This window comes from Methanoregula sp. (assembly GCF_052325125.1).
Lineage (GTDB): Archaea > Halobacteriota > Methanomicrobia > Methanomicrobiales > Methanospirillaceae > Methanoregula.
In genome coordinates this window covers 1-22,961 of the sequence record NZ_JBKQWO010000001.1, presented here as the reverse complement: position 1 = coordinate 22,961, position 22,961 = coordinate 1, and the positions used below count along the sequence as shown (strand labels likewise).

The window sequence follows — 22,961 nt, the reverse complement described above, 5'->3', positions numbered from 1 at the left end:
TATGAGCGATCCAGAGATATCCTGCCAGATACGGTATGCAGTGGTGACGATCCAGGACCGGGATGCCCTGCTTGGTGTCCTGCGGGAGATCGCCGGGCGCTCTGCCGCCCGCATTGTCTGTTTTGATGCTGAAAAAATGGCCGGTAGGGCACACGCCAAAGCAGCACTCCGGCATGCGAACCGGTCATTTACCCGGGGCAGTGCAATCTCCAATTCGTTTGAGATGGAGGCGCTGCTCTATGCTGCGGGGACCCGGCAGTGCAGCGCTGCAGTCGCGTTTGGCCTTCATGAAGGGGAGAACCATCTTTATATCTGTTGCTGCCCGACACGCCCCGGTATCTGGGACGAGCTTGCGGGATCCGTGCATTTTCTCGATGAGCCTGATGATGGCATCTCCCCACAGAAAGCTGCACGGCTTGCAGCCCTCTTTGGGATTTCCCCGATAGAACTGGATGCGGCGGGAGAGGATCGCATCCGGGACCTGGTGCTTGAGCGTGTTGCGCTCCTGAATGTAAGCAAATAAAGGCAGATTTCTCCCCGCAGCTGCCGTGCTACGCAGCCTGATGATCCCGGTTGTCCTGTCCTCAACAGGATTGGATCCGCTTGTGACTCTGCAGAGTTCCGGCGCGTCACGAAACTACGAGTTTCTTTGCCTGAAAGAGTTTGATGCCCGCTGGTTTGCAGATGGTTTCCTGGTTGTTTTTCAGGTATATAATCCCAAAAGGGGTTATTTACTGGCGTGGGTGAGGATATGGGTGATTTCCGGCACGATCAGCATTCTGGTGGCAAGAGTCACGGCAGCGGTAGACCCGGGTATGCAGAAGATGACACTTCCACGAATAGTACCGGCGATTGCCCGGGAAAGCATGGTGGACGTCCCGATCTCCTCGTAACTTTTGATCCGGAAAAGTTCCCCGAAGCCATCCATTTTCTTTTCAAGAAGCGGGGTGACGGCCTCAATAGTACAGTCATCATGAGTCAGACCGGTACCGCCATTGATGATAATACAGTTACAGGTTTTGAGCGTCTGGTACAGTTCAAATCTGATAGCTTCAATCTGATCAGGAATGATCGCATAATGCAGGACAGGGATTCCTGCTTCTGCCAGAATTGTCCGTATTGTTTTTCCGCTGGAATCCGTTTTCTCTGTCCTTGTTGAAGAGACCGTTATTATTCCGCCGGTGACGGATACGGACTGGACGTGTTCCTGCTTCATGATAATAAATGTGATGGTAACTACTCATTAATAGAAGTATAAGATTAACGAAACGCTCTTTTTTTCAGCCCGTTTTTATAAAAACAGGGTTACCCCTTTGTTTCCAGTGGAAACGCTATTGTCACTTACCCCGGCAAATGTAAAAAGGATGAAAATTACTGTTCTGAAGTCTGGATAAGATCAATGTTTGTTTCTTCCCTGTTTCTGGTCAGGAGCAGATTATAACCTGTCCCGGTATGAGCACGATATCCTTTTACAATCCGTTTTATCTTCGAGATCTGTACCTGGATGCATTTCAATTATCTTAAATAGATCTTAATGCATATTGTTAATGACTATCTCTTTGTTAAAAACTCAACCGACGGCAGGTAACCTTTCCAGAGTTCCACAAGAAACTAAGGGGTGTCCCTGTTTTTTTTGTCTTCTGAAAAGGATTTTTACTATTACTTCTGAATTCTTTATATAAAAGCAAATAAAAGGCAAAAATATAATTTTTTGAATTCTTTTAATTACACGTTGATTTTTATTTCCGCGGTTTTAAACGAAATCTCCACAGGAAGCGAAGGGGTTTATAAAGGAAATAAACCAAGTACTTTTTTAATCTCATCCCGCTAAGACTCAGCTCCACGTGTCACCATGCCAGAAACCGTAGATCCCTCAACCGGCCTATTTATAAAATATCTTTCCAATAACCGGATATTCCGCGACCGGGAAGTACTCAGGCACTCGTACCGACCGCAGATCCTTCCTCACCGCCAACCGCAGATTGATACCATTGCATCCATCCTTGCCCCATCTCTCAGGAACGAAACCCCCTCGAATATTCTGATTTACGGGAAAACAGGTACCGGGAAGACGGCAAGTGTCCGGTATGTCGGTTCGGAGCTGGAAAAAGCCAGCAGCACCATGGGGACTACATGCCGCATTGTCCACCTCAATTGCGAAGTGATAGATACACAGTACCGGGTACTTGCACAGATTGCCAAGTGTATCGACGGGTTCGAAGAAGCATCGAGTGACAAGACCCGCCTTCACATTCCAATGACCGGGTGGCCAACGGACCAGGTGTATGCGGAGCTGAAAAACCAGCTTGATACCGGTGGCGGGGTCCTCGTGATTGTGCTCGACGAGATCGACAAGCTGGTCAAAAAGAGCGGTGATGACACGCTCTACAACCTGACAAGGATCAACTCCGATCTCAAGAACTCCAAGGTCAGCATCATCGGGATCTCGAACGATCTCAGCTTCAAGGATTTCCTCGACCCCCGGGTCCTCTCATCACTTTCAGAAGAGGAGATTGTCTTTCCCCCTTATAACGCGCCCCAGCTCGTAGATATCCTGACCCAGCGTGCCACCGGTGCCTTCCTTGACGGTGCGATTGCCGAAGGTGTGGTACCGCTCTGTGCAGCACTTGCCGCACAGGAGCATGGCGACGCACGACGCGCCCTTGATCTCCTCCGGATCTCCGGTGAACTTGCCGACAGGGACGAGTCAAAACAGGTTACCGAGGAACACGTGAAACAGGCACAGGCCAAGATTGAAACCGACAGCATGATTGAGTGCATCGCGACGCTCCCCTCCCAGAGCAAGCTGATCCTCTTTTCCATGCTGACGCTGGAACACAACAGCAGGACCGTTTTTACCAGCGGGGAGGTCTCCAAGGTCTATCAGACCATCGCGCCCTCCCTCCAGCTGGATGTCCTCACCCACCGCCGTATCACAGATCTCATATCGGAGCTCAACATGCTTGGCGTGATAAACACGCGTGTCGTGAGCCGGGGCCGGTACGGGCGCACGAAAGAGATGTGGTTTGATTCCAATACCGATAAGATCCGGGAAGTTGTGCTCAAGGATCCGCGGCTCAATGGATTAAAAGAGCCCACTATAAATCCGATAGAGACCAAATGGTTTTAAAATAACAGTGGAGTGACTTGAGATGGATGACAAGGATCTCGAACTCCTCCGGATTCTTGAGGAGAACAGCCGGCTGTCTGCACAGGAAATCGGATCGATGACCAACCTTATCCCGGCTGAAGTGGAAGCACGGATCCATGCCCTTGAAGAGAACCGGATTATCCGTAAGTACACCACGGTCATAAACTGGGAAAAGGCGGGAAACGGGGAAGTTTCAGCTATTATCGAGCTGAAAGTGAGTCCCGAGCGGGACTTCGGGTACGACAGGATTGCAGAAAGGCTCTCCCGGTTCAGGCAGGTCCGGTCGCTCCGTCTCATCACCGGTACCTATGACCTTCAGGTTATGGTGAGCGGAAAGAATATGCAGGAGGTTTCCCGGTTTGTCTCGGAGCACGTCGCCCCGATGGACCGGATCCGCGAAACGGCCACCCATATTGTCATGAAGTCCTACAAAGAGAATGGCAACACCCTCTTTGAGCAGCAGGAAACCGAACGCCTCCCGTATTCGTTCTGAGGTGGCCAGATGCGAACATTTGTCTCCGATCGTGCCCTGCAGATACCACCTTCAGGAATCCGGAAATTTTTTGACCTGGCGCTCACGATGAACGACGTGATCTCCCTTGGTGTTGGCGAACCTGACTTCAGGACACCGTGGAATATCTGCGAGTCAGGTATCTATTCGGTAGAGCAGGGTGTGACCTCGTACACTTCAAACCGGGGGCTCCAGACGCTTCGCGATGCGCTTTCGGCGCATCTCGTAAGCCGGTACCAGCTCCGGTATTCGGCCGATGATGAGATGATCATCACCACCGGCGTTTCCGAGGGGCTCGATATAGCGATCCGTGCCATCATCAATCCCGGTGACGAAGTACTGATCGCTGAACCCAGTTACGTTTCCTATGCGCCCTGTGTTACGCTCGCCGGGGGTATCCCTGTACCGGTGGAATGCACAGAAAAAGACCAGTTCCGGCTCACTCCCGAGGCTCTCCAGGCAAAGATCACGCCAAAAACAAAAGCCCTTATTATCAACTTCCCCAACAACCCGACCGGCGCGGTGATGAAAAAGGAGGATCTGGCGCCGATCGCCGATATTGTGACCGACCGGGACCTTATGCTCATCAGTGATGAAGTCTACTCGGAGCTTACCTACGAATCCACCCACACCGCTGCGGCAACGGTAAAGGATCTCTGGCAGCGGACGATCACGCTCAACGGGTTCTCCAAGGCGTACGCGATGACCGGCTGGCGGGTGGGCTTCCTCTGTGCGCCAAAAGAGATCTGCGACGCGGCGCTCAAGATCCACCAGTATGTCATGCTCTGCGCCCCGGTGATGGGACAGATTGGTGCGCTCGAAGCGCTCCGTTCGGCCGAGGATGAGAAGACGAGCATGGTCAACGAGTACCGGCTCCGGCGTAACATGTTTGTTTCCGGTCTCAACAGGATTGGTCTCTCCTGCCACGTGCCCGAGGGGGCATTCTACGCATTCCCCTCGGTGAAAGGTACCGGGCTCTCCGATGTGGAATTTGCAGAACGGCTGCTCCGGGAACAGCGGGTCGCTGTGGTGCCGGGCAGCGTCTTTGGCTGCGGCGGGGACTATCACCTCCGCTGTGCCTATGCGGTCTCCCGGAAGGAGCTGACCGAGGCCCTTGGCCGGATGGAAACGTTCATCAACGGTTTGTAACCAGGAAGCGGGGCCAGAACCCGTTGGCGCCTCTCCACCGGATCCCGGGATCGGTCCAACCCTGGCAGCTCATCAGACCCGTCCTGATTCCCGTGATTTTTGGATTTCAGGGCAGACTTTATTGCCCAACCCGGCCTACACTACATGATACTCCAATGAGCTGTACAATTATCGTAGGTGGATTTTTTGGGGATGAGGGGAAGGGCAAGGTTGTTGCCCACATCGCACATGCGGATGAACCTGTCATCATCTCCCGCGGTGGTGTCGGCCCCAATGCCGGGCACACGGTTCAGGTAGGCAACCATGAATATGGTGTCCGGATGGTGCCGTCCGGTTTTGTGTATGCAAAAGCAAAACTCTGCATCGGCAGCGGGGTGCTTGTTGATCCAAGGATCCTCAAGCACGAGGTCGAGACGCTTGGCGTTAAAGGCCGGATCTTTGTCGACAAGCGCTGCGGTATCATCACCGAGGACCATATCGCCCGTGACAAGGGCAGTGCATATCTCTCAAAGAAGATTGGCAGCACGGGTTCCGGTTGCGGGCCCGCAAATTCCGACCGGGTGATGCGGATCTCCCCGCAGGCTAAGGATGTGCCGGAACTGGCCGAGTACCTGCTGGACGTCCCCCTTGCCATCAACGATGCCTTAAAAGGGGGCCAGACGGTCCTCCTCGAAGGGACCCAGGGCTTCGGGATCTCGCTCTATTACGGTACCTACCCGTTTGTCACGAGCAAGGATACCTCCGCCTCCCAGATCGCCGCCGACAACGGCGTCGGCCCGACAAAAATTGACGACGTGATCGTGGTCTTCAAGGCCTATCCGACCCGGGTGGGCGAAGGACCGTTCTCCACGGAGATGACCGCGGAGAAGTCGGACGCGATGGGTATCCAGGAGTTCGGCACGGTCACCCACCGGAAGCGCCGGATCGGCGGCTGGGACGGCCAGATGGCCCGGTACTCCGCGATGATCAACGGCTGCACGCAGGCAGCGATCACCGGTATCGACCGGGTGGACAAGACCTGTTTCGGGCTCACCGAGTACAGCAGGCTTACGAAAAAGGCAAAGGACTTCTTAAAAACCGCCGAAGACGATATCGGCTGTCCGATTACGCTCATCTCCACCGGCCCCGAGCTCTCCCAGATTATCGATATCAGGAAAGAATACGCATGAAACGTTCGCTCATGGACATCCTCTGCTGCCCTGTGTGCAAGGGTGATCTCGGGCTCCGCGTGGATGCAGAGGATGAAATGGAGATCCTTGAAGGGATCCTTCACTGCGCTGCCTGCGATGTGGACTATCCCATCCACGAAGGGATTCCCAACCTCCTTCCCCAGACCTCCAGATGACCGGTGAACGTCATGCCTCTCCTGCTGCCTGTTGGATTCCTTATGGTTGCGGACAACCCCCCGGCAGGGGAGATAATAACCGAGATATATCTCAACCGGTCGGGCATCAATACCATCGAAGTTCCCCCGCAGAATGCACATGTCGAGTGCGGGAGCACCCTTAAGATCCGGTTTGTGAACCGGGGGGCCCCCATTCATATTACGGCAACGACATCCAATGCCGGGATGTTTACCGATTTTTTCCATGAGAACATGTACGTTATCGATGAAATCATGCTGGGGGTACCCTTGCGGAAAGAATGCGCCCCGGGCTTTTTTGACATTGACATCATCGCCGGTTACGGCGCAATGAAGGCCGCCCTGCGGGTCGAGATCATGGTAAAACCCAGCCGGGGAGAACAGGCGCTGGAGAAAGAACTTCCCGTCCAGCCCCAAGCCCATGGCCGGCCGCATCTCCTTATGGTGGCGATGGCCATCGGTCTTGTCCTGTACAGCACCTGGTACTATACCAAAATCGAGATCTTCAACATCGCCGCATTCATCGCTCTTATTGTCGGTGCACTGTTCGTATGGTACCGACAGACCTGATCCTTGCCTGCGCAGTCCTTTTTCTCGCGCTTGCGGTAGATCGGTTGGCCGGCGATCCGCATTCGTCCTATCACCCGGTTGCGCTCCTGGGCCGGTTCATCGGCTGGTGGGGCCAGCCGGCGCGGTATCCCCCCGGACTGCAGCGCGCGGCCGGTACCATATTCTGGATGGCGACAGTCTGCATTTTTGCTCTCCCGTTCTTCCTTTTCGGCCGGTATGCCCCGTGGCTGGTATTTCTCGTCGGCGCACCCTTTCTCCTCAAATGCTGCTTTGCGTGGCGCTCGCTCGAGGAGCATGCGCTTGGCGTCGTGGCAGCACTGGAAAGCAGCGTGGACGCGGGCCGGAATCGCGTGAAACTGATGGTCTCCCGTGAGACGGCACAGCTCGATGATGAGCAGATCCGGTCGGCCGCGTACGAGTCCATGACCGAGAACCTCACTGACAGCATCGTGTCCCCCCTCTTTTACTTCGCGCTGTTCTCACCGTTTGGCCTCGGGCTTGCCGGGGCTGCGGTATTCCGTGCGGCAAACACGATGGACGCGATGCTCGGGTACAGGGACGAGCGGGCACGGCTCGGCTGGTGCTCAGCACGGATGGATGACGTGCTCAACTTTATCCCCGCCCGGATCACCACGTTCTTTCTCCTGGCCTGGTTCCTTACCCGGGGTACTGCTGCCCGGGCGTGGCGGGTGATGCGCCGGGACGGGAAGAAACGCCCGGGTTTCAACGGCGGTATCGTGATGGCTGCCATGGCCGGGGGCTGTGGTATCCGGTTTGACAAGCCGGGGGTTTATACGATCGGGATCGGGGAGCGGTCGCTTGAATCGGGCGGCCCGGCTATCGTGCAGGCGGTACGGGCGGTCACCCTGTCGTTTGCGGCAATTATGGCAGGTACACTTATTTTATTGGCATGGTTGATCCATAGTACTGGTATATGAAACTGGAAGAACTGAGATTTGGCACTGAGCTTCTTAAGCGCGGCTTTGCATCCATGCAGAAAGGGGGCGTGATCATGGATGTGGTAAATGCCGAGCAGGCAAAAATAGCCGAGGCAGCCGGGGCCGTCGCAGTCATGTCGCTGGAACGGGTCCCGTCAGATATAAGGAAGCAGGGCGGTGTCGCCCGTATGGCAGATCCGGAAAAAGTTCTGGAGATTATCGACGCAGTTTCTATCCCCGTGATGGGGAAGGTCAGGATCGGCCACTTTGTCGAGGCACAGGTGCTCGAGGTGCTCGGCGTCGACATGATCGATGAGAGCGAAGTGCTTACCCCCGCCGACGAGGAATACCATATCGACAAGAAACAGTTCAAGATCCCGTTTGTCTGCGGGGCTCGCAACCTCGGCGAGGCGTTGCGCCGGGTCAACGAGGGTGCTGCGATGATCCGTACCAAAGGGGAGGCAGGGACCGGCAACGTCGTTGAAGCCGTGCGCCATATGCGGGCGATCATGGGCGACATCCGCAAGGTGCAGGGCATGGACGAACAGGAGCGCATCAGCTATGCCCGGAGCATTGAGGCACCCGCTGAACTTGTCATCGAGTGCGCACAGCGCGGTCGTCTCCCTGTCGTGAACTTCTCGGCCGGCGGTATTGCCACGCCTTCGGATGCTGCCCTGATGATGCAGCTCGGGGCTGACGGGGTCTTTGTCGGGTCCGGGATCTTCAAGTCCTCGAATCCTGAGATGATGGCAAAGGCTATCGTGGAAGCGGTCAACCACTTCAACGATGCGAAGGTGATCGCGCAGGTCAGCACGGGCCTTGGCGACGCCATGCCGGGCCTGGATGTCCACACCTTAAAACCCGACGAGGTGTTGCAGACCCGTGGGCGGTAAGTCCGTCACCGTTGGCGTGCTCGCGCTTCAGGGAAACGTGAGCGAACATATCGATGCTTTTGCCGCTGCATTCCGCCAGCGGGGCAGCGGCGAGGCCTCTGTTATTGAAGTCAGGAGTCCCGCGGATCTTTCCGGTTGCGCAGCGCTTGCAATCCCGGGTGGCGAGTCGACGACCATATCCCGGCTGATCGACAGGAACGGGCTCTACGAACCGATCCGCACCTTCCCCGGCGGGATCTTTGCGACCTGTGCCGGCATGGTGCTGATGGCGACCCTTGTGGCCGACCCCCGGGTGCATACCCTCGGGCTCATGGACATGACCGTGGACCGGAACGCGTTCGGCCGGCAGAAGGAGTCGTTTGAGGCGGATATCACGGTTGCGGGGCTCGATGGCGGCCCCTTCCATGCAATCTTTATCCGGGCCCCGGTGGTAACTTCTGCCGGAACCGGCGTGCGGGTGCTCTCGTCCCTCGATCAGGGTATCGTCGCAGCAGAGAAGGGCAGGTACATGGCTCTTGCCTTTCACCCGGAGCTTGGCGGGGATCTCCGGCTCCACGAGCGGTTTTTGCGGAACCTCGGGATCTGACCGCTTCATGGGACGAATATGACACAGGATACCGCAGGAATCAGGGAGCAGGCCCGCCGGCTCGGGGCGGATTTTGTCGGTGTTGCCGATGTCGCGGGATTCCTGAGCCCGGACTATACCGGGAACAGGCCGCAGGATCTCATGCCCGGGATCCGCTCCGTAATCGTCATCGGTGTCGTGATCCCGAAGGGATGCATCCAGCCCCTTCCCAAAGGCAGGCCGGAATACACCAACACGCTGATGGCAGGAACCGCGACGCTGCGGGTGATCGCTTTCCGCCTCGCCCGGGACCTTGAACGAAAAGGGTACCAGGCCGCGCTGGTTCCCACGGAGGGAAGTGAATTCGGGATGTGGTACGCTGACAAGGAAACGCTGAGGGCGGACATTTCCCTGAAGTACGCCGCATGGCTTGCCGGCCTTGGGACGTACGGCCTCAACCAGCTGCTGATCACCCGCGAGACCGGCCCCCGGATCAGGATGACGGCAATCCTGACCGATGCGCCACTGGACGCGGATCACCCGGTGGAAGAAACGTTTGTCAGACCCGAATGTGCCGCATGCCAGAAGTGCGTAAAGGCCTGCCCGGTCGGTGCAATCAATGCCGACGGGACCATCCGGGCCCAAGCCTGCCGGGACTATATGTTCTCGACGCTTGGCGGCCTCCGGTGTGGCATGTGCATCCGGGTCTGCCCTCTGTAAACCCCATTTTGAGGTACTATCCTTATCAGCCTCCGGCGCAGTATGTTCGTGTATATGGCAAAAAGAGGCTATCCCTCCACCACAATACCGGGATTACCGCGGGAGGAACTCGTGGCGATGCTCTCTGCAGCGGTTACAAACCACGACGATTTTGTCCTCGCATGGGAAGTGCGGCACCGGGGACAGAGCCGGTGGTCCACGTCATGACCGTGAACCTGGTCACACCTTTCTCATCGCTTCTGCCCTCATCTCTTTTGGCATCAGCTCGATCGCATACCGCAGGGCTGTCCGGGGCATGACCTGCCGGTTCTTCACTACGTATGCGAACACCTCTCTTTGGTGGTGCCGGCCCGCCTCCTTTAAGAGCCAGCCATAACCTTTCTGTACCATGTCGTCCTTATCGGTCAGGAGCAGGTCGGCGATTCCAAGAGCCTCGTCAAGGAATTTGCCGTGCTTTGCCGGGACGATCAGCGAGACCGCGGCAGCCCGCCGCATCCACCGGTTGTTTGACTGCGCCCATCGTTTCAGTTCGGCGATACATTCGGGATACTGCTCGATAAAATCCCCCACAGTGTGATTGCAGAATCCGTCGCACGAGGCCCAGTTGGTGATGAACGTATCAATCCAGCGCCTGAACACCGCAAGATCCTCCTTATCATAACGGCCGGAGAGGGCATGGGCCCAGTTCGAGACGACAAAGGATTCCTCCAGGTATCCCGAATGGTAGAGCTCTTCGCAGAGCGCGAAGATCTCCTGTTTTTCCTGGTGTTTGATCTCTTTCCAGTATTTTTTTGCAATCGCCATGACGGTCGCCGTTTTCAGGCCGTAGCACCTGATCTCTTCCCTGAAAAACCGCCGGGATGTCTTCTGGATCTGCGGATCTGCCTGCGCTTCGAGTTCCTGCCGGATACGTACGATCACCGTGTCCATGAATCAGCGTTGGGTGGGAGGAAGGATAAGTGATAGGTGTGGCCAGGCGTACCCGTCCCGATTCCACCGGATGGCGTCATGACATCCGGCTCGCCAGTCATTACCGATAATAAGAGTGGTAAAAATTGCGGCACGGGACCATCCCGCTTTTTAGCCGGCCACTTCTTTTTTCTTTCCTGTTTTTGCCGGGCACTGGCCGGCAGAGCCGCCCGTGCCGCCATTTTCAGTATCGAGGTACAGTGCTCCCCATGTACAGAGGGCCTGCAGGATCGGGATCAGGGTCTTGCCAAACTCTGTTATCGCGTATTCCACCCGGGGCGGCACCTCAGGGTAGACCTTCCGTCGGATCACACCGTCTTCCTCAAGCTCGCGGAGCTGTTTGGTGAGCATCTTGCCGTTTACCCCGGGCAATGCTCGCTGCAGTTCGCCGAAACGCATCACATTGTCGCCGAGGTGCCAGAGGATGAGGGGTTTCCACTTACCGCCGATCACATCCAGTGTGGCCTCAACAGTGCAGTGGTAAGTCTTGCCGTTCTTCGTATAGGTCATAGTTACTCCAAAGAAAGTCTGTTACCGGATTAATGGTATTTCCTATTTATTTTGTTGAGGCACATTTTATCTTAATGGTTCAGATTGGCACCTGCGAAAAATTTTTCACTAGCATGGCGGAACAGGGTGTTTTGTCTGGACACACCACGCTCCGCGGTGAGTGAGGAGGACAGGTATGGAAAAGGTACAGATCGGAAACAATTTTTTCATCCCGATGCCGGTGGTCCTCGTAGGGACGCAGGTAAAGGGAAAAGCGAATTTTATGACCGTGGGCTGGTGTGCCCGGGCAAACGCGAATCCCCCGATGATTCTCTGCGGGATAGGGAACCACCATTACACTCCGCAGGGAATTTTTGAGACAAAGACCTTCTCGGTGAACATTCCCTCTTCGGCTCTTCTGGAGAAGACCGACTACTGCGGGCTCGTCTCCGGTGAAAAGACCGATAAATCCCGTGTTTTTGATGTGTTTTATGGATCGCTCGGAACCGCACCGATGATCCGCGAGTGCCCGGTTTCGCTTGAGTGCCGGCTTGAAACGGCCGTCCCGCTCCCGACCAACACGCTTTTTGTAGGCGAGATCATGGGAGTCTATGCGGACGGGAATGCGATCAAGGACGGGAAACCGGACTTTACCGCCATCGACCCGCTCTTTCTGACCATGCCGGATAACCGGTACTGGACGCTCGGAAAGCGCGCAGGGGACGCGTGGAGCGCCGGGAAGAATCTGGTACCACCCTTCCACAAAAGTACACAAAAAGGACGGTGAAAAATGGCAGCCCTTCTCGTTAACCAGGATCTCTGCACCCGGTGCGGGATCTGCTCTGCGGTCTGCCCGATGTCGATTGTCGACCCGGCGGACGAGAATACCCTGCCGATGGTGCAGGATGCGAACGCCGGTCTCTGCATCCGGTGCGGGCACTGCGAGGTTTCCTGCCCGTCGCAGGCGCTCCTCTTAAATTACCTTCCGGATGAGAAAGCCACCCTGCCGGCAGGGACGGGGACGATCTCTCCTGAAGATCTCGGGGTCTACCTGAAAAAGCGCCGGTCAGTCCGGCATTTCACCAGGGAGCCGGTGCCGAGGGAAAAAATCCTGCAGATCCTCGATATTGCCCGGTACGCAGCTTCGGGCGGCAACGGCCAGCCGGTCCAGTGGCTTATCGTTCACGATCCAAAGGAAGTCCGGTGGCTTGCCGGCCTTACCATCGACTGGATGAAGACGTTAAAAGGCAGCGGCCACCCGATGAGCGGGTATATTCCCTCGCTCGTTGCCGCATGGGAAGCCGGGGATGACCCGGTCTGCCGCGGGGCGCCCCACCTCGTGATAGCCCACATCCCGGAGGGCAACCCGGTCGCCACTGTCGATGCACTGATCGCGCTGACCCATTTCGATATCGCCGCGCCGGCATTCGGGGTCGGAACCTGCTGGGCAGGATTCCTCTCGATGGCCGCTGCCGCGTACGAGCCCCTGCAGGAAGCGCTCGCACTACCGGCGGGCCGCACGTACGCCTGCAGCCTGATGTTCGGCCACCCGCAGTACAAGACCTATGGTATTCCGCGCCGCAACCCGGTACAGGTTACGTGGCGGTAAGGAATGGCGCCGTACGCAGGAATTTTTAATACAACGAACGATCAGGAGGACGTATGACTGACTATGCAACTATCGGAAGGAAAAAATTGCTCGAGATCGATGGGGAGGCCGGTGTCAGGGTCGAAGAGACGCTAAACGGCATCTGCCCGGACCTTGCCCGGTACCTCATCGAATATTCGTTCGGGGAGATCTATGCCCGGGAGATCCTCGATAATACGACAAAAGAACAGGCGGTCGTCGCCGCCCTCACCGCCATGGGTACGGCCGCCCCCCAGCTGAAGGTTCACATCCACGCAGCTCTCCATGTTGGCTGTTCTCCCGAAGAGATCCGGGAGATCATCATCCAGATGTGCGGGTACGCCGGGTTCCCGGCGACCCTGAACGCGATGGGCACACTCATGGAGGTTTTGAAAGAGACCGGGCGGACGCTCTCCAAAGAATCGGTCCATGCCGGATCTGAGAACAGGTACGGGCGCGGGAAGGAGCTGCTCGCACAGATCGCACCGGACCAGGAACGGGTGCTCAGGGAAACCTTCGACACGATCAACCCCGATATCACGCGGTACGTTGTCGAATTCGGGTACGGGGACATCTACGCCCGGGGTATCCTGCCTATCCGGAGCCGGCAGGTGGCGACGATTGCGGCGCTTGCTGCAAAAGGCACGGCCCCCTCGCAGCTCCGGTTCCATATCGGCGGCGGGCTCCGGGCCGGCCTCTCCGAGGCAGAGATCGTGGAGATCATGCTGCTGGTATCCGTGTACGCGGGATTCCCGGCGGCATTGAATGGCATTCTCGCCACCCGCGAGGTGGCAGAGGCCTTAAAAGATGAAAAACAGTAAGCGGGGGAAATACCCGGGGTGCCTCCCCGAACCGGGAAAAGAAAGGAAGATCTGGTGATCGAATATGGCAAAAGTCGTTGCATTCAATGGAAGCCCGCGGAATGACGGGAACACATCCATCCTTATAGGGCATATGTTTGAGGAACTGGAGAACGAAGGGATCGCAACCGAGCTCGTGCAGGTCGGCAAAAAGAAGGTCCGGGGCTGTACCGCCTGCATGAAGTGTTTCGAGAACAAGGACGGGCACTGCGTCTTTGACGATGACATCGTCAATGGCTGCATCGACAAGATGGTCGAAGCGGACGGCATCATCCTCGGATCGCCGGTGTACTTCCTGGACGTGACCGCGGAGATGAAGGGACTGATCGAACGGGCAGGATTTGTGTCCATGGCAAACGGGGGCCTGTACCGCCTCAGGGTGGGTATGGCCGTAGCAGCAGTCCGGCGGTCCGGGGGCAGTCGCACGATCGATACCATGCTCCACTTCCTGCTTGCCGGCGGCATGGTTGTCCCGGGATTCCCGGTCCTCGGAGTGGGAAGAGAGATCGGGGACGTGAACAAAGACGAGGAAGGCATCGGCCGTGCCCGGGATGCCGCAAAGAACATGGCCTGGCTGATCAAGACGATAAAAAAGGCACAGGAATCCTGAAGGAACCGGCACGGCCGGACATACCTGATACCCAAAAATCCTGCACAGAACCTTACAAAACGGTGAACCCATGACACAGGTTATCGCAATCAACGGAAGCCCGCGCACAACGTGGAATACCGCAACGCTGCTTGAACACGCCCTCGAAGGGGCGGCATCGGAAGGGGCAGAGATAGAGATCGTGCACCTGTACGATCTGGACTACAAGGGATGTACCAGCTGCTTCTCCTGCAAGCTCGTGGGCGGGAAGAGCTACGGGAAATGCGCTGTGAAGGACGGGCTCACTCCCCTCCTTGAAAAGGTCGCCAACGCTGATGCCCTCATCCTCGGCTCGCCGATCTATGTCGGAACGGCGACCGGCGAGATGAGGTCCTTTTTGGAACGGCTGGCATTCCCGTACATTGTCTACGACGCGGCGCGATCCTCCCTGTTTCCGAAAAAGATGCCCACCGGTTTTATCTACACGATGGGCGCTGACGAAGGCCGGGTAAAGGATATGGGGTACGAAGCACAGTTCCGGCTGACCTCGTCGCTGCTGGAACGGATCTTCGGCTCCTCCGAGTGGATCATGGTGACTGACACCCTGCAGTTTGACGATTATTCAAAATATGTCTCGTCAGGGTTTGACCCGGAGGCAAAGGCCCGCAGGCGCCGTGAGGTCTTCCCGGAGGACTGTAAGAAAGCGTTTGAGATGGGCAAAAGGCTCGGACAGGCCGGCCGGTAAACGGTCCCCCGTGCGACGCAGGGAAAAACCCTGCCGGTATCCGGCCGGCAACGGGAAAAACGGAGGAAAACCATGGAAGCACTTGACGCAATCATGACACGCCGCAGTGTCAGGAAGTTTGAGAAGCGGCAGATCCCCGACAAGGATCTTGAGAAGATCATCCGGGCAGGCACCTATGCCCCCTCAGCCCTTGCCCTTCAGCCGTGGGCATTCGTTGTGGTGCAGGACCAGACGTTCTTAAACAAGGTCTCAGACTACTGCAAACCCCGCATGATCTCGCTTATGAAGGATGCGCATGACGGGATGTCCGATGCATTCCGGGCGATGCTGGAGAGCCCCGGATACTCGATTTATTACGATGCACCGACGGTCATCATGATCGTCGGGAAGACTGCGAGCCGGTTCCGGGAGATCGACTGTTCGCTGTGTGCTGAGAATATGATGCTTGCCGCCCATGCGCTCGGCATCGGCAGTTGCTGGGTAGGATCGACGGAAGTTGCATATGAGAACAAGGAGCTCATGGCAGGATTCCGGATTCCCGAAGGATACAGCCCGGTCGGGACAATTGTGTTCGGGTACCCGACCGAGTCCCCGGAAGCCCATGACAAGCATGCACCAAAAGTGACCTGGGTCAGGTAGCGCGGGTTACTGCACCTTCCCAAAATCCAGAAATTACAGTGAACTTTTGACTATCAGCGTACCCTTTCGTGACAGGTCCTGGGGGTCTCATCCTTTTTAAAAAAAATTTGGTCGGCCCGGACTTTTTCAAAAGAGGGGACCCCCCCACCCCCTCCGGCCCGGCCGTCCGGCGTGAAAAGAAAAAATTTTATCAGATGTACAATTGATAATAAAGTGTACATCTGATAATCAAATGATCAACTGACAACCGGTTTCCGGGATTTTTTCACGCGAGCTGCATTGCCAGGGTGCCTGATGCCGTAATCCGGTAATATTTTTCCTTCCGGTTTCCGGCCGGGCCCGGCACTTCCTGTACCAGATCAGCGCTGGCAAGCGTGTTCATCATGCTCGAAAACGTCCCTTGGCTGAGAACAGGGATCACCGCCCGCTTCCCGGTGGTGGCATCCGTTTTTGTCGTCGAAGTATTCGTTTTCACGCCCTTTGTCCGGACCGGCACATAGAACGGTTCCAGCTGGGTAAACAGGTACGACCGGGGCAGGATCCGGGGAGCAGTCTCCGCTTTCCCGGGGGGATCGGAAAGCACTGTGAGGATCCTCAGGTAATTCGGGTTTGCCGCGATGTCCCGGAGCGGGATCTTCGGGACTGCCAGTTTTTCCGACGGACCCGCCCCCCTCGGCCCGGCATACGCATAGTACGCATCGCCTTCCAGCCAGAGCGAGACCTGGAAGAGAGCAAGGGAGAGATCCTTTGAGCCGCCGGAAAGATCGAAGGTGCAGCGTGCGCCGGGATACCCGCTTTTGATCTTCTGTACCGCTGCGGCCACCGTTCCGGATGCCGGCGGATCGATATACACAAGCGATGCAGGTATTTTCAGGGATGCGGCAAGGGCTTTTGTGCCATTGACCGCCACCCGGACCGCCGTCTTGTGCGCTTTTGTCCGCTCGTCGTCGCGGGAAGAATTGGAATAGAGTTCGCTGTCCGCAAAGACAAATATCCGGGTGATATCCTGCAAATCCCGGATGGCTGCCGCACAGGCCGCTCCGATCTCCTCCCCCGCGCCGATGATATGGATGTGCTCCTGCCGGTCCATGACAAGTCAGAGGACGCCGGATGAGAAAGTCCTGTTTGTCCCACCATCCGTTTCCACACCTTTATCTGGAAGGTATGCCAGATGGAAAGGTACGAACAAGGAGAACGTGTTATGGCCACCGATCCGGTCTGTTTTATGATAATCGACGAAGACACCGCCCAGTTCAGGAGCACGTACAGGGATACCGAATACTATTTCTGCTGTAACTACTGCAAGAAACAGTTCGATGCTAACCCGAAGCGGTACAGCCGGCTCGCAAACGATATGACGGTAGATCTGGGATCCGGCTGCTGAAGGATACGAGTGTATACCGGCGCGTAATGTGCGGCCGGAAAAACAGGTTTTTTGCCGGGCACGACAACAGACGTACCCGGACTTTTTACAGGATACCTGACATGACCTTACCAGATACGATCACAAGAACGCTCGCAACCGACAGCCGGTTCTCCCTAATGGCGCAGGCCCTCCGGGCCGCCGGCCTTGACACGGTGCTTGCCGGGAAAGGGCCGTTTACGGTCTGTGTGCCCACCGATGAAGCATTCCGGGTGCTGCCTCCGGCAACCCTTGCCGCGCTCATGGCCGATCCTCAGGGGCAGCTGCTCCGGGTCCTCCAGTACCATATCCTCTTTGGCAACCTCTCGTGCAGCACGATAAAGAAACTGAACTTCCCCAAGACCCGTCTCGGCATCACCGTCGAGATAACAGAAAAAGACGGTGTCGTGATCTTCGGCGGCGCTGCCGTAACCATCCCGGATATTTCCTGCACAAACGGGATGATCCATGGCATCGACCGGGTGGTTATTCCCCGGTAAGACCGGGTTCGCGGACGGGACGAGATACTGGCCGCGTACCGGATGCACCTTGGACACCCCGCGGTTCCCCTGGACAGGTATATTCTCCTGACCGGAAGAACCGCCGGTTCCCGATTACATCGCGGACAACAACCTATAACTTATTCCATGAGCAATATTTCATCCGTTAAATTAGTCCTTTTCATCCTTTACACCACAGCACAGGTCCAGCCATGAACCCACCATCAGTCGTCGACAGCATCCTCTCTGCCCGCTACCTGCGGAAAGGGGAGAAGGATTTTTGTGATATCTGCCGCCGCGTAGCCTCGGCCCTGGCAGAAAATGAAACCGAAAGAGCCCGTTTTTATGAGGCGATGATCTCGCTGCGCTTCCTTCCCAACTCCCCCACCCTCATGAACGCGGGAACCGAGATCGGGCAGCTCTCCGCCTGCTTCACCCTCCCGGTCCCGGACTCCATCGACGGGATCTTTGATGCGATGAAGGAAGGGGCGATCATCCACAAGACCGGTGGGGGGACCGGGTACAACTTCTCGCACATCCGGCCGGAAGGCTCGCCCGTCCAGTCCACTGACGGTGTCGCATCGGGCCCCATCTCGTTCATGCGGGTCTTCAACGCGGCTACCGACGTGATCAAGCAGGGCGGGCGCAGGCGTGGGGCCAACATGGGGATCCTCAACGTCTGGCACCCGGACATCCTCGCATTTATTGCCGCGAAGAAAAAAGAGGGTGAGATCGCCAACTTCAACATCTCCGTGATGGTGAACGACAGGTTCATGGACCTTGTTGCGGGGAAGCAGTTTGACACGGTCTGGCTCACCCGCGAGGGCTCTGGCGAGAAGATCACGGTCGGGCAGATCTGGACCGGCATTGTGGAGGGGATCTGGAAGAATGGCGAGCCCGGCATCCTCTTCTACGACGAGATCAACCGGCACAACCCGACGCCCTTAATCGGCGATATCGACACCACGAACCCCTGCGGCGAGCAACCGCTCCTTCCTTACGAGAGCTGCGTTCTTGGGAGCATCAACCTTGCCGCCTGCGTTCACGATCGTTTGCTCGATGGAAACCTGCTCGGGGAGACGGCACGGATGGCGACCCGGTTCCTCGATACCGTGATCGATAAGAATGTTTTTCCCATCCCGCAGATCGGTGAAGCGACACGGAAAACCCGCAAGATCGGCCTCGGCGTCATGGGCGTCCATGATGCGATGCTCATGATCGGCCTTGCCTACGATTCGACGGAAGGACGGGCGTGGTGCGAGCAGGTCATGAAACTCGTGACGGATACCGCCGTGGATGAATCGCACAGGCTGGCCGAAGCAAAGGGGCCCTTCCCCGCGTGGAAAGGAAGCACCTGGAAGGATTTCACCGTCCGGAACGCTGCGATGACCACAGTCGCCCCTACGGGGACGATCTCGCTCCTGGCCGGGTGTTCGAGCGGTATCGAACCGGTCTTCTCGTTTGCCTACACGAGGAAGAACACGGTAGGCAAGACCTTTGTTATTGTCAACCCGGTGTTCAGGGAGGCGCTCGTCCGCACCGTCTCCGACATGGGTTTTGCCGGGGAGGAGCGGGAAAAGAAGGCAGAAGAGGTTATCGCCCATGTCCACGAGACCGGGACGATCCAGGACCTGCACTGGCTTCCGGAGGGGTTTCTCGCACTCTTCAAGACGGCGCTCGATATCCCGTGGCGGGACCATATCCTGATGCAGGCCAGTTTCCAGAAGCATGTCCATGCCTCGATCAGCAAGACCATCAACATGCCCTGCTCGGCCACAAAGGAGGACTGCGAGGAGGCGCTTCTCATGGCGTGGAAGCTCGGCCTCAAGGGGATCACCATTTACCGTACCGGGAGCAGGGACGATGTCGTGCTTGCCCTTAAAGAGAAGAGCCCTGCCGCCCCGACCGTTCAGGGACTAGGCGAACCAGCCACGGCCGCGGCGGCCATGCGGGCGGTGCCGGAGAAGATCCCGTCGCTTTCCATCGACCGGCCAAAAGAGCTGGCCGGCCGGACGTACCTCTGCCAGTCCGGGTGCTGCCGTCTCTACGTGACGGTAAACCTGCTGGAGGGAAAACCCATGGAGGTCTTTATCCGGACGGTCGGGAGCGGGGGGTGCGACGCGAACAGCAGTGCGCTTGGCCGTGCGATCAGCACCGGCCTCCAGAATGGCGTGCCCTACGGGAAATTTGTCAAACAGTTCGCAAAAGTGAACTGCATCTCCGCGATCAAGAACCCCTCCTCGGAAGGCCACTCCTGTGCGGACGTGGTCGGGCGGTGCATCGAGCTTTCGGCCAAAAACCAGAGCGTCGCCACGCTCAGCGACTGGAATATCAGAAAGACCGGGGAGCAGCGGCTCTGCCCCGAGTGCCACAACCCGCTGGACTTCGGCGAGGGCTGCAACCAGGGGATCTGCAAGCACTGCGGCTGGACCGGGTGCAGCTAAAAACAATCTCCCTTGTTTTTCCCTCCGTTACCTGCCGTTTCCCTGCCCCTTCCCGGCATCCCGGAGTATCGTTTCTGACCGGGAAGCTTGCGGTTTTTCATCAGGTATCCCGGGGGCACCACGGTCCTGCGCGGCGGTCTTTTCTCACGGTCACAACACTGGGGATCTTAGGATTGGGGGGGGTTACCGGGCGTGCAAAATTTTTTTGCAGGATCAAATCGGTTGGCATTTATTCAGTGGAGTAATAATAATAATCCACTCTGCAAAATGAGGTAACGCGTATGCTCTCAGTGCTGTATGTCGATGATGATCCCTCACTCCTCAATCTCGGGAAGATCTTTCTTGAGATGTCAGGAAAACTCCGTATCGATACGGCCGCGTCCGTGGGGGAGGCTCTCGACAAGGTACAGCGGAGGAAGTACGATGGCATCATTTCAGATTATGAGATGCCCGGCATCAATGGCCTTGAATTTCTCCGGCATGTCCGGTGTCACTACCGCGATCTCCCTTTTATCCTCTTTACCGGGAAGGGCCGGGAAGAGATTGCCATTGAAGCCCTCAACAGCGGTGCCGATTTCTACCTCCAGAAAGGCGGGGAGCAGAAGCCCCAGTTCGTCGAACTTGAACACAAACTCCTGACGGCTATCGATCGGAACCGGATGCGGGACGATCTCAAGGAATCCCGTCAGCAGTTGTCTGATCTTATCGATTTTCTCCCGGATGCGACATTTGCGATCAACCGCGAGAATAAAGTGATCTCCTGGAACCGTATGATGGAGAAGATGACCGGGGTGCCTCCCGATGCAATCCTTGGCACCGGCAAGTACCTGGATGCGCTTTCGGTAATAAACGAGGAGCCTGTCCCCCTGGTGGATATCGTCCTCAATAACGATAAAACATGTGAGGACGCACACCCGAATCTGGTTTGGAACGGCGATAAACTTACCTCCGAATTGTACAGTCCGAAAGTCTATGAGGGCAAAGGCGCGTTTCTCTGGAGGATTGCATCCCCCCTCTATGATTCGGGTGGCACCGTGATTGGTGCGATTGAGACAATCCGTGATGTCACGGGCAGGAAAGAGGCCGAAGAGAAACTGAGATCGACGCACGAGGAGCTGAATGCGGCCTACGAGCAATTGACGGCGACCGAGGAGGAACTGCGCCAGAACTATGACGAGCTGACCCGGAACCAGCAGGCGCTCGTCCAGAGCGAGGAGCGGTACCGGAATGTGGTGGAGGACCAGACGGAGTTTATCTGCCGGTTTTCCCCGGATGGCAGGCTCACGTTTGTCAACGGGGCGTACTGCCGGTATTTTGGCCTCGACGCAAAAACCTGTCTCGGGAAGCCGCACACGGTCGTAATCCCCCCGGACGACCTGGCCCGGGTAAAACAGCACCTTTCGGCGCTGACCCCGGAAAATCCTGTCGGGATCATCGAGCACCGGATTACCATGCCCTCGGGGGATGTGCGGTGGCAGCGCTGGAGCGACCGGGCGGTCTTCGATAAGAACGGCAGCATTGCCGAATACCAGTCGGTCGGCATGGATATTACCGGGCAAAAGACCGCGGAAGAGAAACTGATATCCACACATGAGGAGCTGAATGCGGCCTACGAGCAGCTGACGGCGACCGAGGAGGAACTGCGCCAGAACTACGACGAGCTGACCCGGAACCAGCAGGCGCTCGTCCAGAGCGAGGAACGGTACCGGAACGTGGTGGAAGACCAGACGGAGTTTATCTGCCGGTTTTCGCCGGATGGGAGGCACATTTTCGTTAACAATGCGTATTGCCGGTATTTCGGGAAAACCCGCGAGGAACTTATCGGGCACAAATTTGTCCCGGATATCCCAAAAGAAGATCATCCGCTCATTGCCGCTCACTTTGTATCGATTCGCCCCGATCATCCGGTACAGACGGTCGAACACCGCATCCGTATGCCGTCAGGAGAGATCCGGTGGCAGCAGTGGTCGGACCGGGCGATTTTTGAAAAGGACGGGCGGGTGACGGAGTACCAGTCCGTGGGCCGGGATATCACGGACCGCAGGCACAAGGATCAGGCACTACACGAAGCAAACAAAAAACTCAACCTTTTGTCCTCGATTACCCGGCATGATATCATCAACCAGCTGACGGCACTCCAGGGCTATTTCGCGTTACTGGAAGGCAGGATCACGGATCCCGGGGTCCGGGACCTGCTCAAACGGGCGATGCAGACGGGTGAGGTGATCCGGGGCCAGATCCTGTTTACCCAGCAGTATGAGGATATGGGGCTGCAGAACCCCTCCTGGCAGGACATCCCCACAACCATTGCGGCAGTACTCGGGGATGGGGGCTTTTCTCCTGTAAACGTTGATGCATCCCTCAACGGTATCGAAGTCTTTGCCGATCCGCTGTTAAAACAGGTGTTTTACAATCTTTTTGAGAATGCCTTCATGCACGGGGAACATGTAACGCGGATAGAGGTACTGGGGCACGAGGTTCCCGGCGGTTTTGACCTTGTTGTTGCCGATGACGGGTGTGGCATCCCGCCTGCCGACAAACAGAACATTTTTGTCAAGGGTTTTGGTTCGCATACGGGTCTTGGCCTGTTCCTCACTCAGGAGATCCTCACCATCACCAGCCTGACCATACGCGAGACCGGTGAGTATGGCCGGGGGGCCCGTTTCGAGATCCATATTCCGGCCGCGAGGCTGCGTAAGGCGTCTGGTCGGGCGCTTTTTTAGTCTTTGTATTCCTTTTGCATAGACGGGGTTGTGCAGGGATCTGCCCGGATGTATGATGGTCCGGGAACCGGAAGATCCGGTCACCGGATCGGGGAAGTTCCGGCATGGCGTGCA

Annotated in this window: 26 protein-coding genes; 22 read left to right on the top strand and 4 right to left on the bottom strand. The window is 56.9% G+C overall.

Going from position 1 to position 22,961, the window contains the following annotated elements; translation table 11 throughout:
* The first annotated feature begins 1 nt into the window (after position 1).
* Positions 2 to 523 (top strand): KEOPS complex subunit Cgi121, encoded by a 522-nt coding sequence (cgi121, locus tag ACLQMU_RS00130; protein WP_422150570.1) that lies wholly within the window; start codon positions 2 to 4, stop codon positions 521 to 523.
* 204 nt (positions 524 to 727) lie between these two features.
* Here cgi121 and ACLQMU_RS00125 read toward each other — a convergent pair whose 3' ends face one another.
* Positions 728 to 1,216, bottom strand: coding sequence for a MogA/MoaB family molybdenum cofactor biosynthesis protein (locus ACLQMU_RS00125; protein WP_424039467.1), 489 nt, complete (start codon positions 1,214 to 1,216; stop codon positions 728 to 730).
* A gap of 636 nt (positions 1,217 to 1,852) precedes the next feature.
* Here ACLQMU_RS00125 and ACLQMU_RS00120 point away from each other — a divergent pair.
* The 11 genes from ACLQMU_RS00120 to ACLQMU_RS00070 all read left to right on the top strand — a co-directional run bounded on the left by ACLQMU_RS00120 (position 1,853) and on the right by ACLQMU_RS00070 (position 10,067).
* Positions 1,853 to 3,130, top strand: coding sequence for an ORC1-type DNA replication protein (locus ACLQMU_RS00120; protein ID WP_422150568.1), 1,278 nt, complete (start codon positions 1,853 to 1,855; stop codon positions 3,128 to 3,130).
* A 22-nt stretch (positions 3,131 to 3,152) separates the two neighbouring features.
* The gene (locus ACLQMU_RS00115; RefSeq protein WP_422150567.1) at positions 3,153 to 3,644 is read left to right on the top strand and encodes an Lrp/AsnC family transcriptional regulator; all 492 of its coding nucleotides are present in this window, start codon (positions 3,153 to 3,155) and stop codon (positions 3,642 to 3,644) included.
* Positions 3,645 to 3,653: 9 nt separating this feature from the next.
* A complete protein-coding gene (locus ACLQMU_RS00110; protein WP_422150566.1) occupies positions 3,654 to 4,811 on the top strand; it encodes an aminotransferase class I/II-fold pyridoxal phosphate-dependent enzyme in 1,158 nt (385 codons plus the stop codon).
* A gap of 155 nt (positions 4,812 to 4,966) precedes the next feature.
* Positions 4,967 to 5,980, top strand: coding sequence for an adenylosuccinate synthetase (locus ACLQMU_RS00105; RefSeq protein WP_422150565.1), 1,014 nt, complete (start codon positions 4,967 to 4,969; stop codon positions 5,978 to 5,980).
* On the top strand, positions 5,977 to 6,156 hold the full coding sequence (locus ACLQMU_RS00100) for a methytransferase partner Trm112 (protein WP_424039465.1): 180 nt from the start codon (positions 5,977 to 5,979) through the stop codon (positions 6,154 to 6,156). Before ACLQMU_RS00105 ends, ACLQMU_RS00100 begins: the two co-directional genes overlap by 4 nt.
* A gap of 12 nt (positions 6,157 to 6,168) precedes the next feature.
* Positions 6,169 to 6,744, top strand: coding sequence for a hypothetical protein (locus tag ACLQMU_RS00095; protein WP_422150563.1), 576 nt, complete (start codon positions 6,169 to 6,171; stop codon positions 6,742 to 6,744).
* Positions 6,726 to 7,682, top strand: coding sequence for an adenosylcobinamide-phosphate synthase CbiB (gene cbiB / locus ACLQMU_RS00090; RefSeq protein WP_424039463.1), 957 nt, complete (start codon positions 6,726 to 6,728; stop codon positions 7,680 to 7,682). Before ACLQMU_RS00095 ends, cbiB begins: the two co-directional genes overlap by 19 nt.
* Entirely contained in the window at positions 7,679 to 8,575 is an 897-nt protein-coding gene (gene pdxS / locus ACLQMU_RS00085; RefSeq protein ID WP_422150561.1) for a pyridoxal 5'-phosphate synthase lyase subunit PdxS, read from the top strand. Before cbiB ends, pdxS begins: the two co-directional genes overlap by 4 nt.
* Positions 8,565 to 9,161 (top strand): pyridoxal 5'-phosphate synthase glutaminase subunit PdxT, encoded by a 597-nt coding sequence (gene pdxT / locus ACLQMU_RS00080; RefSeq protein ID WP_424039462.1) that lies wholly within the window; start codon positions 8,565 to 8,567, stop codon positions 9,159 to 9,161. The genes pdxS and pdxT overlap by 11 nt, the downstream gene beginning before the upstream one ends.
* Before the next feature lie 18 nt (positions 9,162 to 9,179).
* Positions 9,180 to 9,860, top strand: coding sequence for a 4Fe-4S dicluster domain-containing protein (locus ACLQMU_RS00075; protein ID WP_422150559.1), 681 nt, complete (start codon positions 9,180 to 9,182; stop codon positions 9,858 to 9,860).
* Between the two features lie 54 nt (positions 9,861 to 9,914).
* Positions 9,915 to 10,067, top strand: a complete 153-nt coding sequence (locus tag ACLQMU_RS00070; protein ID WP_422150558.1) for a hypothetical protein — start codon at positions 9,915 to 9,917, stop codon at positions 10,065 to 10,067.
* Between the two features lie 12 nt (positions 10,068 to 10,079).
* On the opposite strand, the gene ACLQMU_RS00065 is transcribed toward ACLQMU_RS00070, so the two are convergent.
* A complete protein-coding gene (locus ACLQMU_RS00065) occupies positions 10,080 to 10,790 on the bottom strand; it encodes a DNA alkylation repair protein (protein WP_422150557.1) in 711 nt (236 codons plus the stop codon).
* 150 nt (positions 10,791 to 10,940) lie between these two features.
* Positions 10,941 to 11,339: a winged helix-turn-helix transcriptional regulator gene (locus tag ACLQMU_RS00060; protein WP_422150556.1), complete on the bottom strand. Its 399-nt coding sequence runs from the start codon at positions 11,337 to 11,339 to the stop codon at positions 10,941 to 10,943.
* Positions 11,340 to 11,514: 175 nt separating this feature from the next.
* Between ACLQMU_RS00060 and ACLQMU_RS00055 the strand changes: the two genes are divergently transcribed.
* The 6 genes from ACLQMU_RS00055 to ACLQMU_RS00030 all read left to right on the top strand — a co-directional run bounded on the left by ACLQMU_RS00055 (position 11,515) and on the right by ACLQMU_RS00030 (position 15,778).
* The gene (locus ACLQMU_RS00055) at positions 11,515 to 12,105 is read left to right on the top strand and encodes a flavin reductase family protein (protein ID WP_424039459.1); all 591 of its coding nucleotides are present in this window, start codon (positions 11,515 to 11,517) and stop codon (positions 12,103 to 12,105) included.
* 3 nt (positions 12,106 to 12,108) lie between these two features.
* Positions 12,109 to 12,927: a nitroreductase family protein gene (locus tag ACLQMU_RS00050; protein ID WP_422150554.1), complete on the top strand. Its 819-nt coding sequence runs from the start codon at positions 12,109 to 12,111 to the stop codon at positions 12,925 to 12,927.
* 53 nt (positions 12,928 to 12,980) lie between these two features.
* Positions 12,981 to 13,766: a carboxymuconolactone decarboxylase family protein gene (locus ACLQMU_RS00045; protein ID WP_422150553.1), complete on the top strand. Its 786-nt coding sequence runs from the start codon at positions 12,981 to 12,983 to the stop codon at positions 13,764 to 13,766.
* Between the two features lie 64 nt (positions 13,767 to 13,830).
* Positions 13,831 to 14,415, top strand: a complete 585-nt coding sequence (locus tag ACLQMU_RS00040) for a flavodoxin family protein (protein ID WP_422150551.1) — start codon at positions 13,831 to 13,833, stop codon at positions 14,413 to 14,415.
* 70 nt (positions 14,416 to 14,485) lie between these two features.
* A complete protein-coding gene (locus tag ACLQMU_RS00035) occupies positions 14,486 to 15,139 on the top strand; it encodes a flavodoxin family protein (protein WP_422150550.1) in 654 nt (217 codons plus the stop codon).
* Positions 15,140 to 15,211: 72 nt separating this feature from the next.
* A complete protein-coding gene (locus ACLQMU_RS00030) occupies positions 15,212 to 15,778 on the top strand; it encodes a nitroreductase family protein (RefSeq protein WP_422150549.1) in 567 nt (188 codons plus the stop codon).
* Between the two features lie 265 nt (positions 15,779 to 16,043).
* On the opposite strand, the gene ACLQMU_RS00025 is transcribed toward ACLQMU_RS00030, so the two are convergent.
* Entirely contained in the window at positions 16,044 to 16,868 is an 825-nt protein-coding gene (locus tag ACLQMU_RS00025) for a hypothetical protein (RefSeq protein WP_424039456.1), read from the bottom strand.
* 111 nt (positions 16,869 to 16,979) lie between these two features.
* Between ACLQMU_RS00025 and ACLQMU_RS00020 the strand changes: the two genes are divergently transcribed.
* The 4 genes from ACLQMU_RS00020 to ACLQMU_RS00005 all read left to right on the top strand — a co-directional run bounded on the left by ACLQMU_RS00020 (position 16,980) and on the right by ACLQMU_RS00005 (position 22,847).
* Positions 16,980 to 17,162 carry a YHS domain-containing protein gene (locus tag ACLQMU_RS00020; RefSeq protein ID WP_422150547.1) on the top strand — a complete coding sequence of 61 codons (183 nt, stop codon included), beginning with the start codon at positions 16,980 to 16,982 and terminating at the stop codon, positions 17,160 to 17,162.
* Between the two features lie 101 nt (positions 17,163 to 17,263).
* Positions 17,264 to 17,680, top strand: a complete 417-nt coding sequence (locus ACLQMU_RS00015) for a fasciclin domain-containing protein (RefSeq protein WP_424039454.1) — start codon at positions 17,264 to 17,266, stop codon at positions 17,678 to 17,680.
* A gap of 212 nt (positions 17,681 to 17,892) precedes the next feature.
* Positions 17,893 to 20,124, top strand: a complete 2,232-nt coding sequence (locus ACLQMU_RS00010) for an adenosylcobalamin-dependent ribonucleoside-diphosphate reductase (RefSeq protein WP_443673476.1) — start codon at positions 17,893 to 17,895, stop codon at positions 20,122 to 20,124.
* A gap of 281 nt (positions 20,125 to 20,405) precedes the next feature.
* Positions 20,406 to 22,847 (top strand): response regulator, encoded by a 2,442-nt coding sequence (locus ACLQMU_RS00005; protein ID WP_424039450.1) that lies wholly within the window; start codon positions 20,406 to 20,408, stop codon positions 22,845 to 22,847.
* Positions 22,848 to 22,961 lie beyond the last annotated feature (114 nt).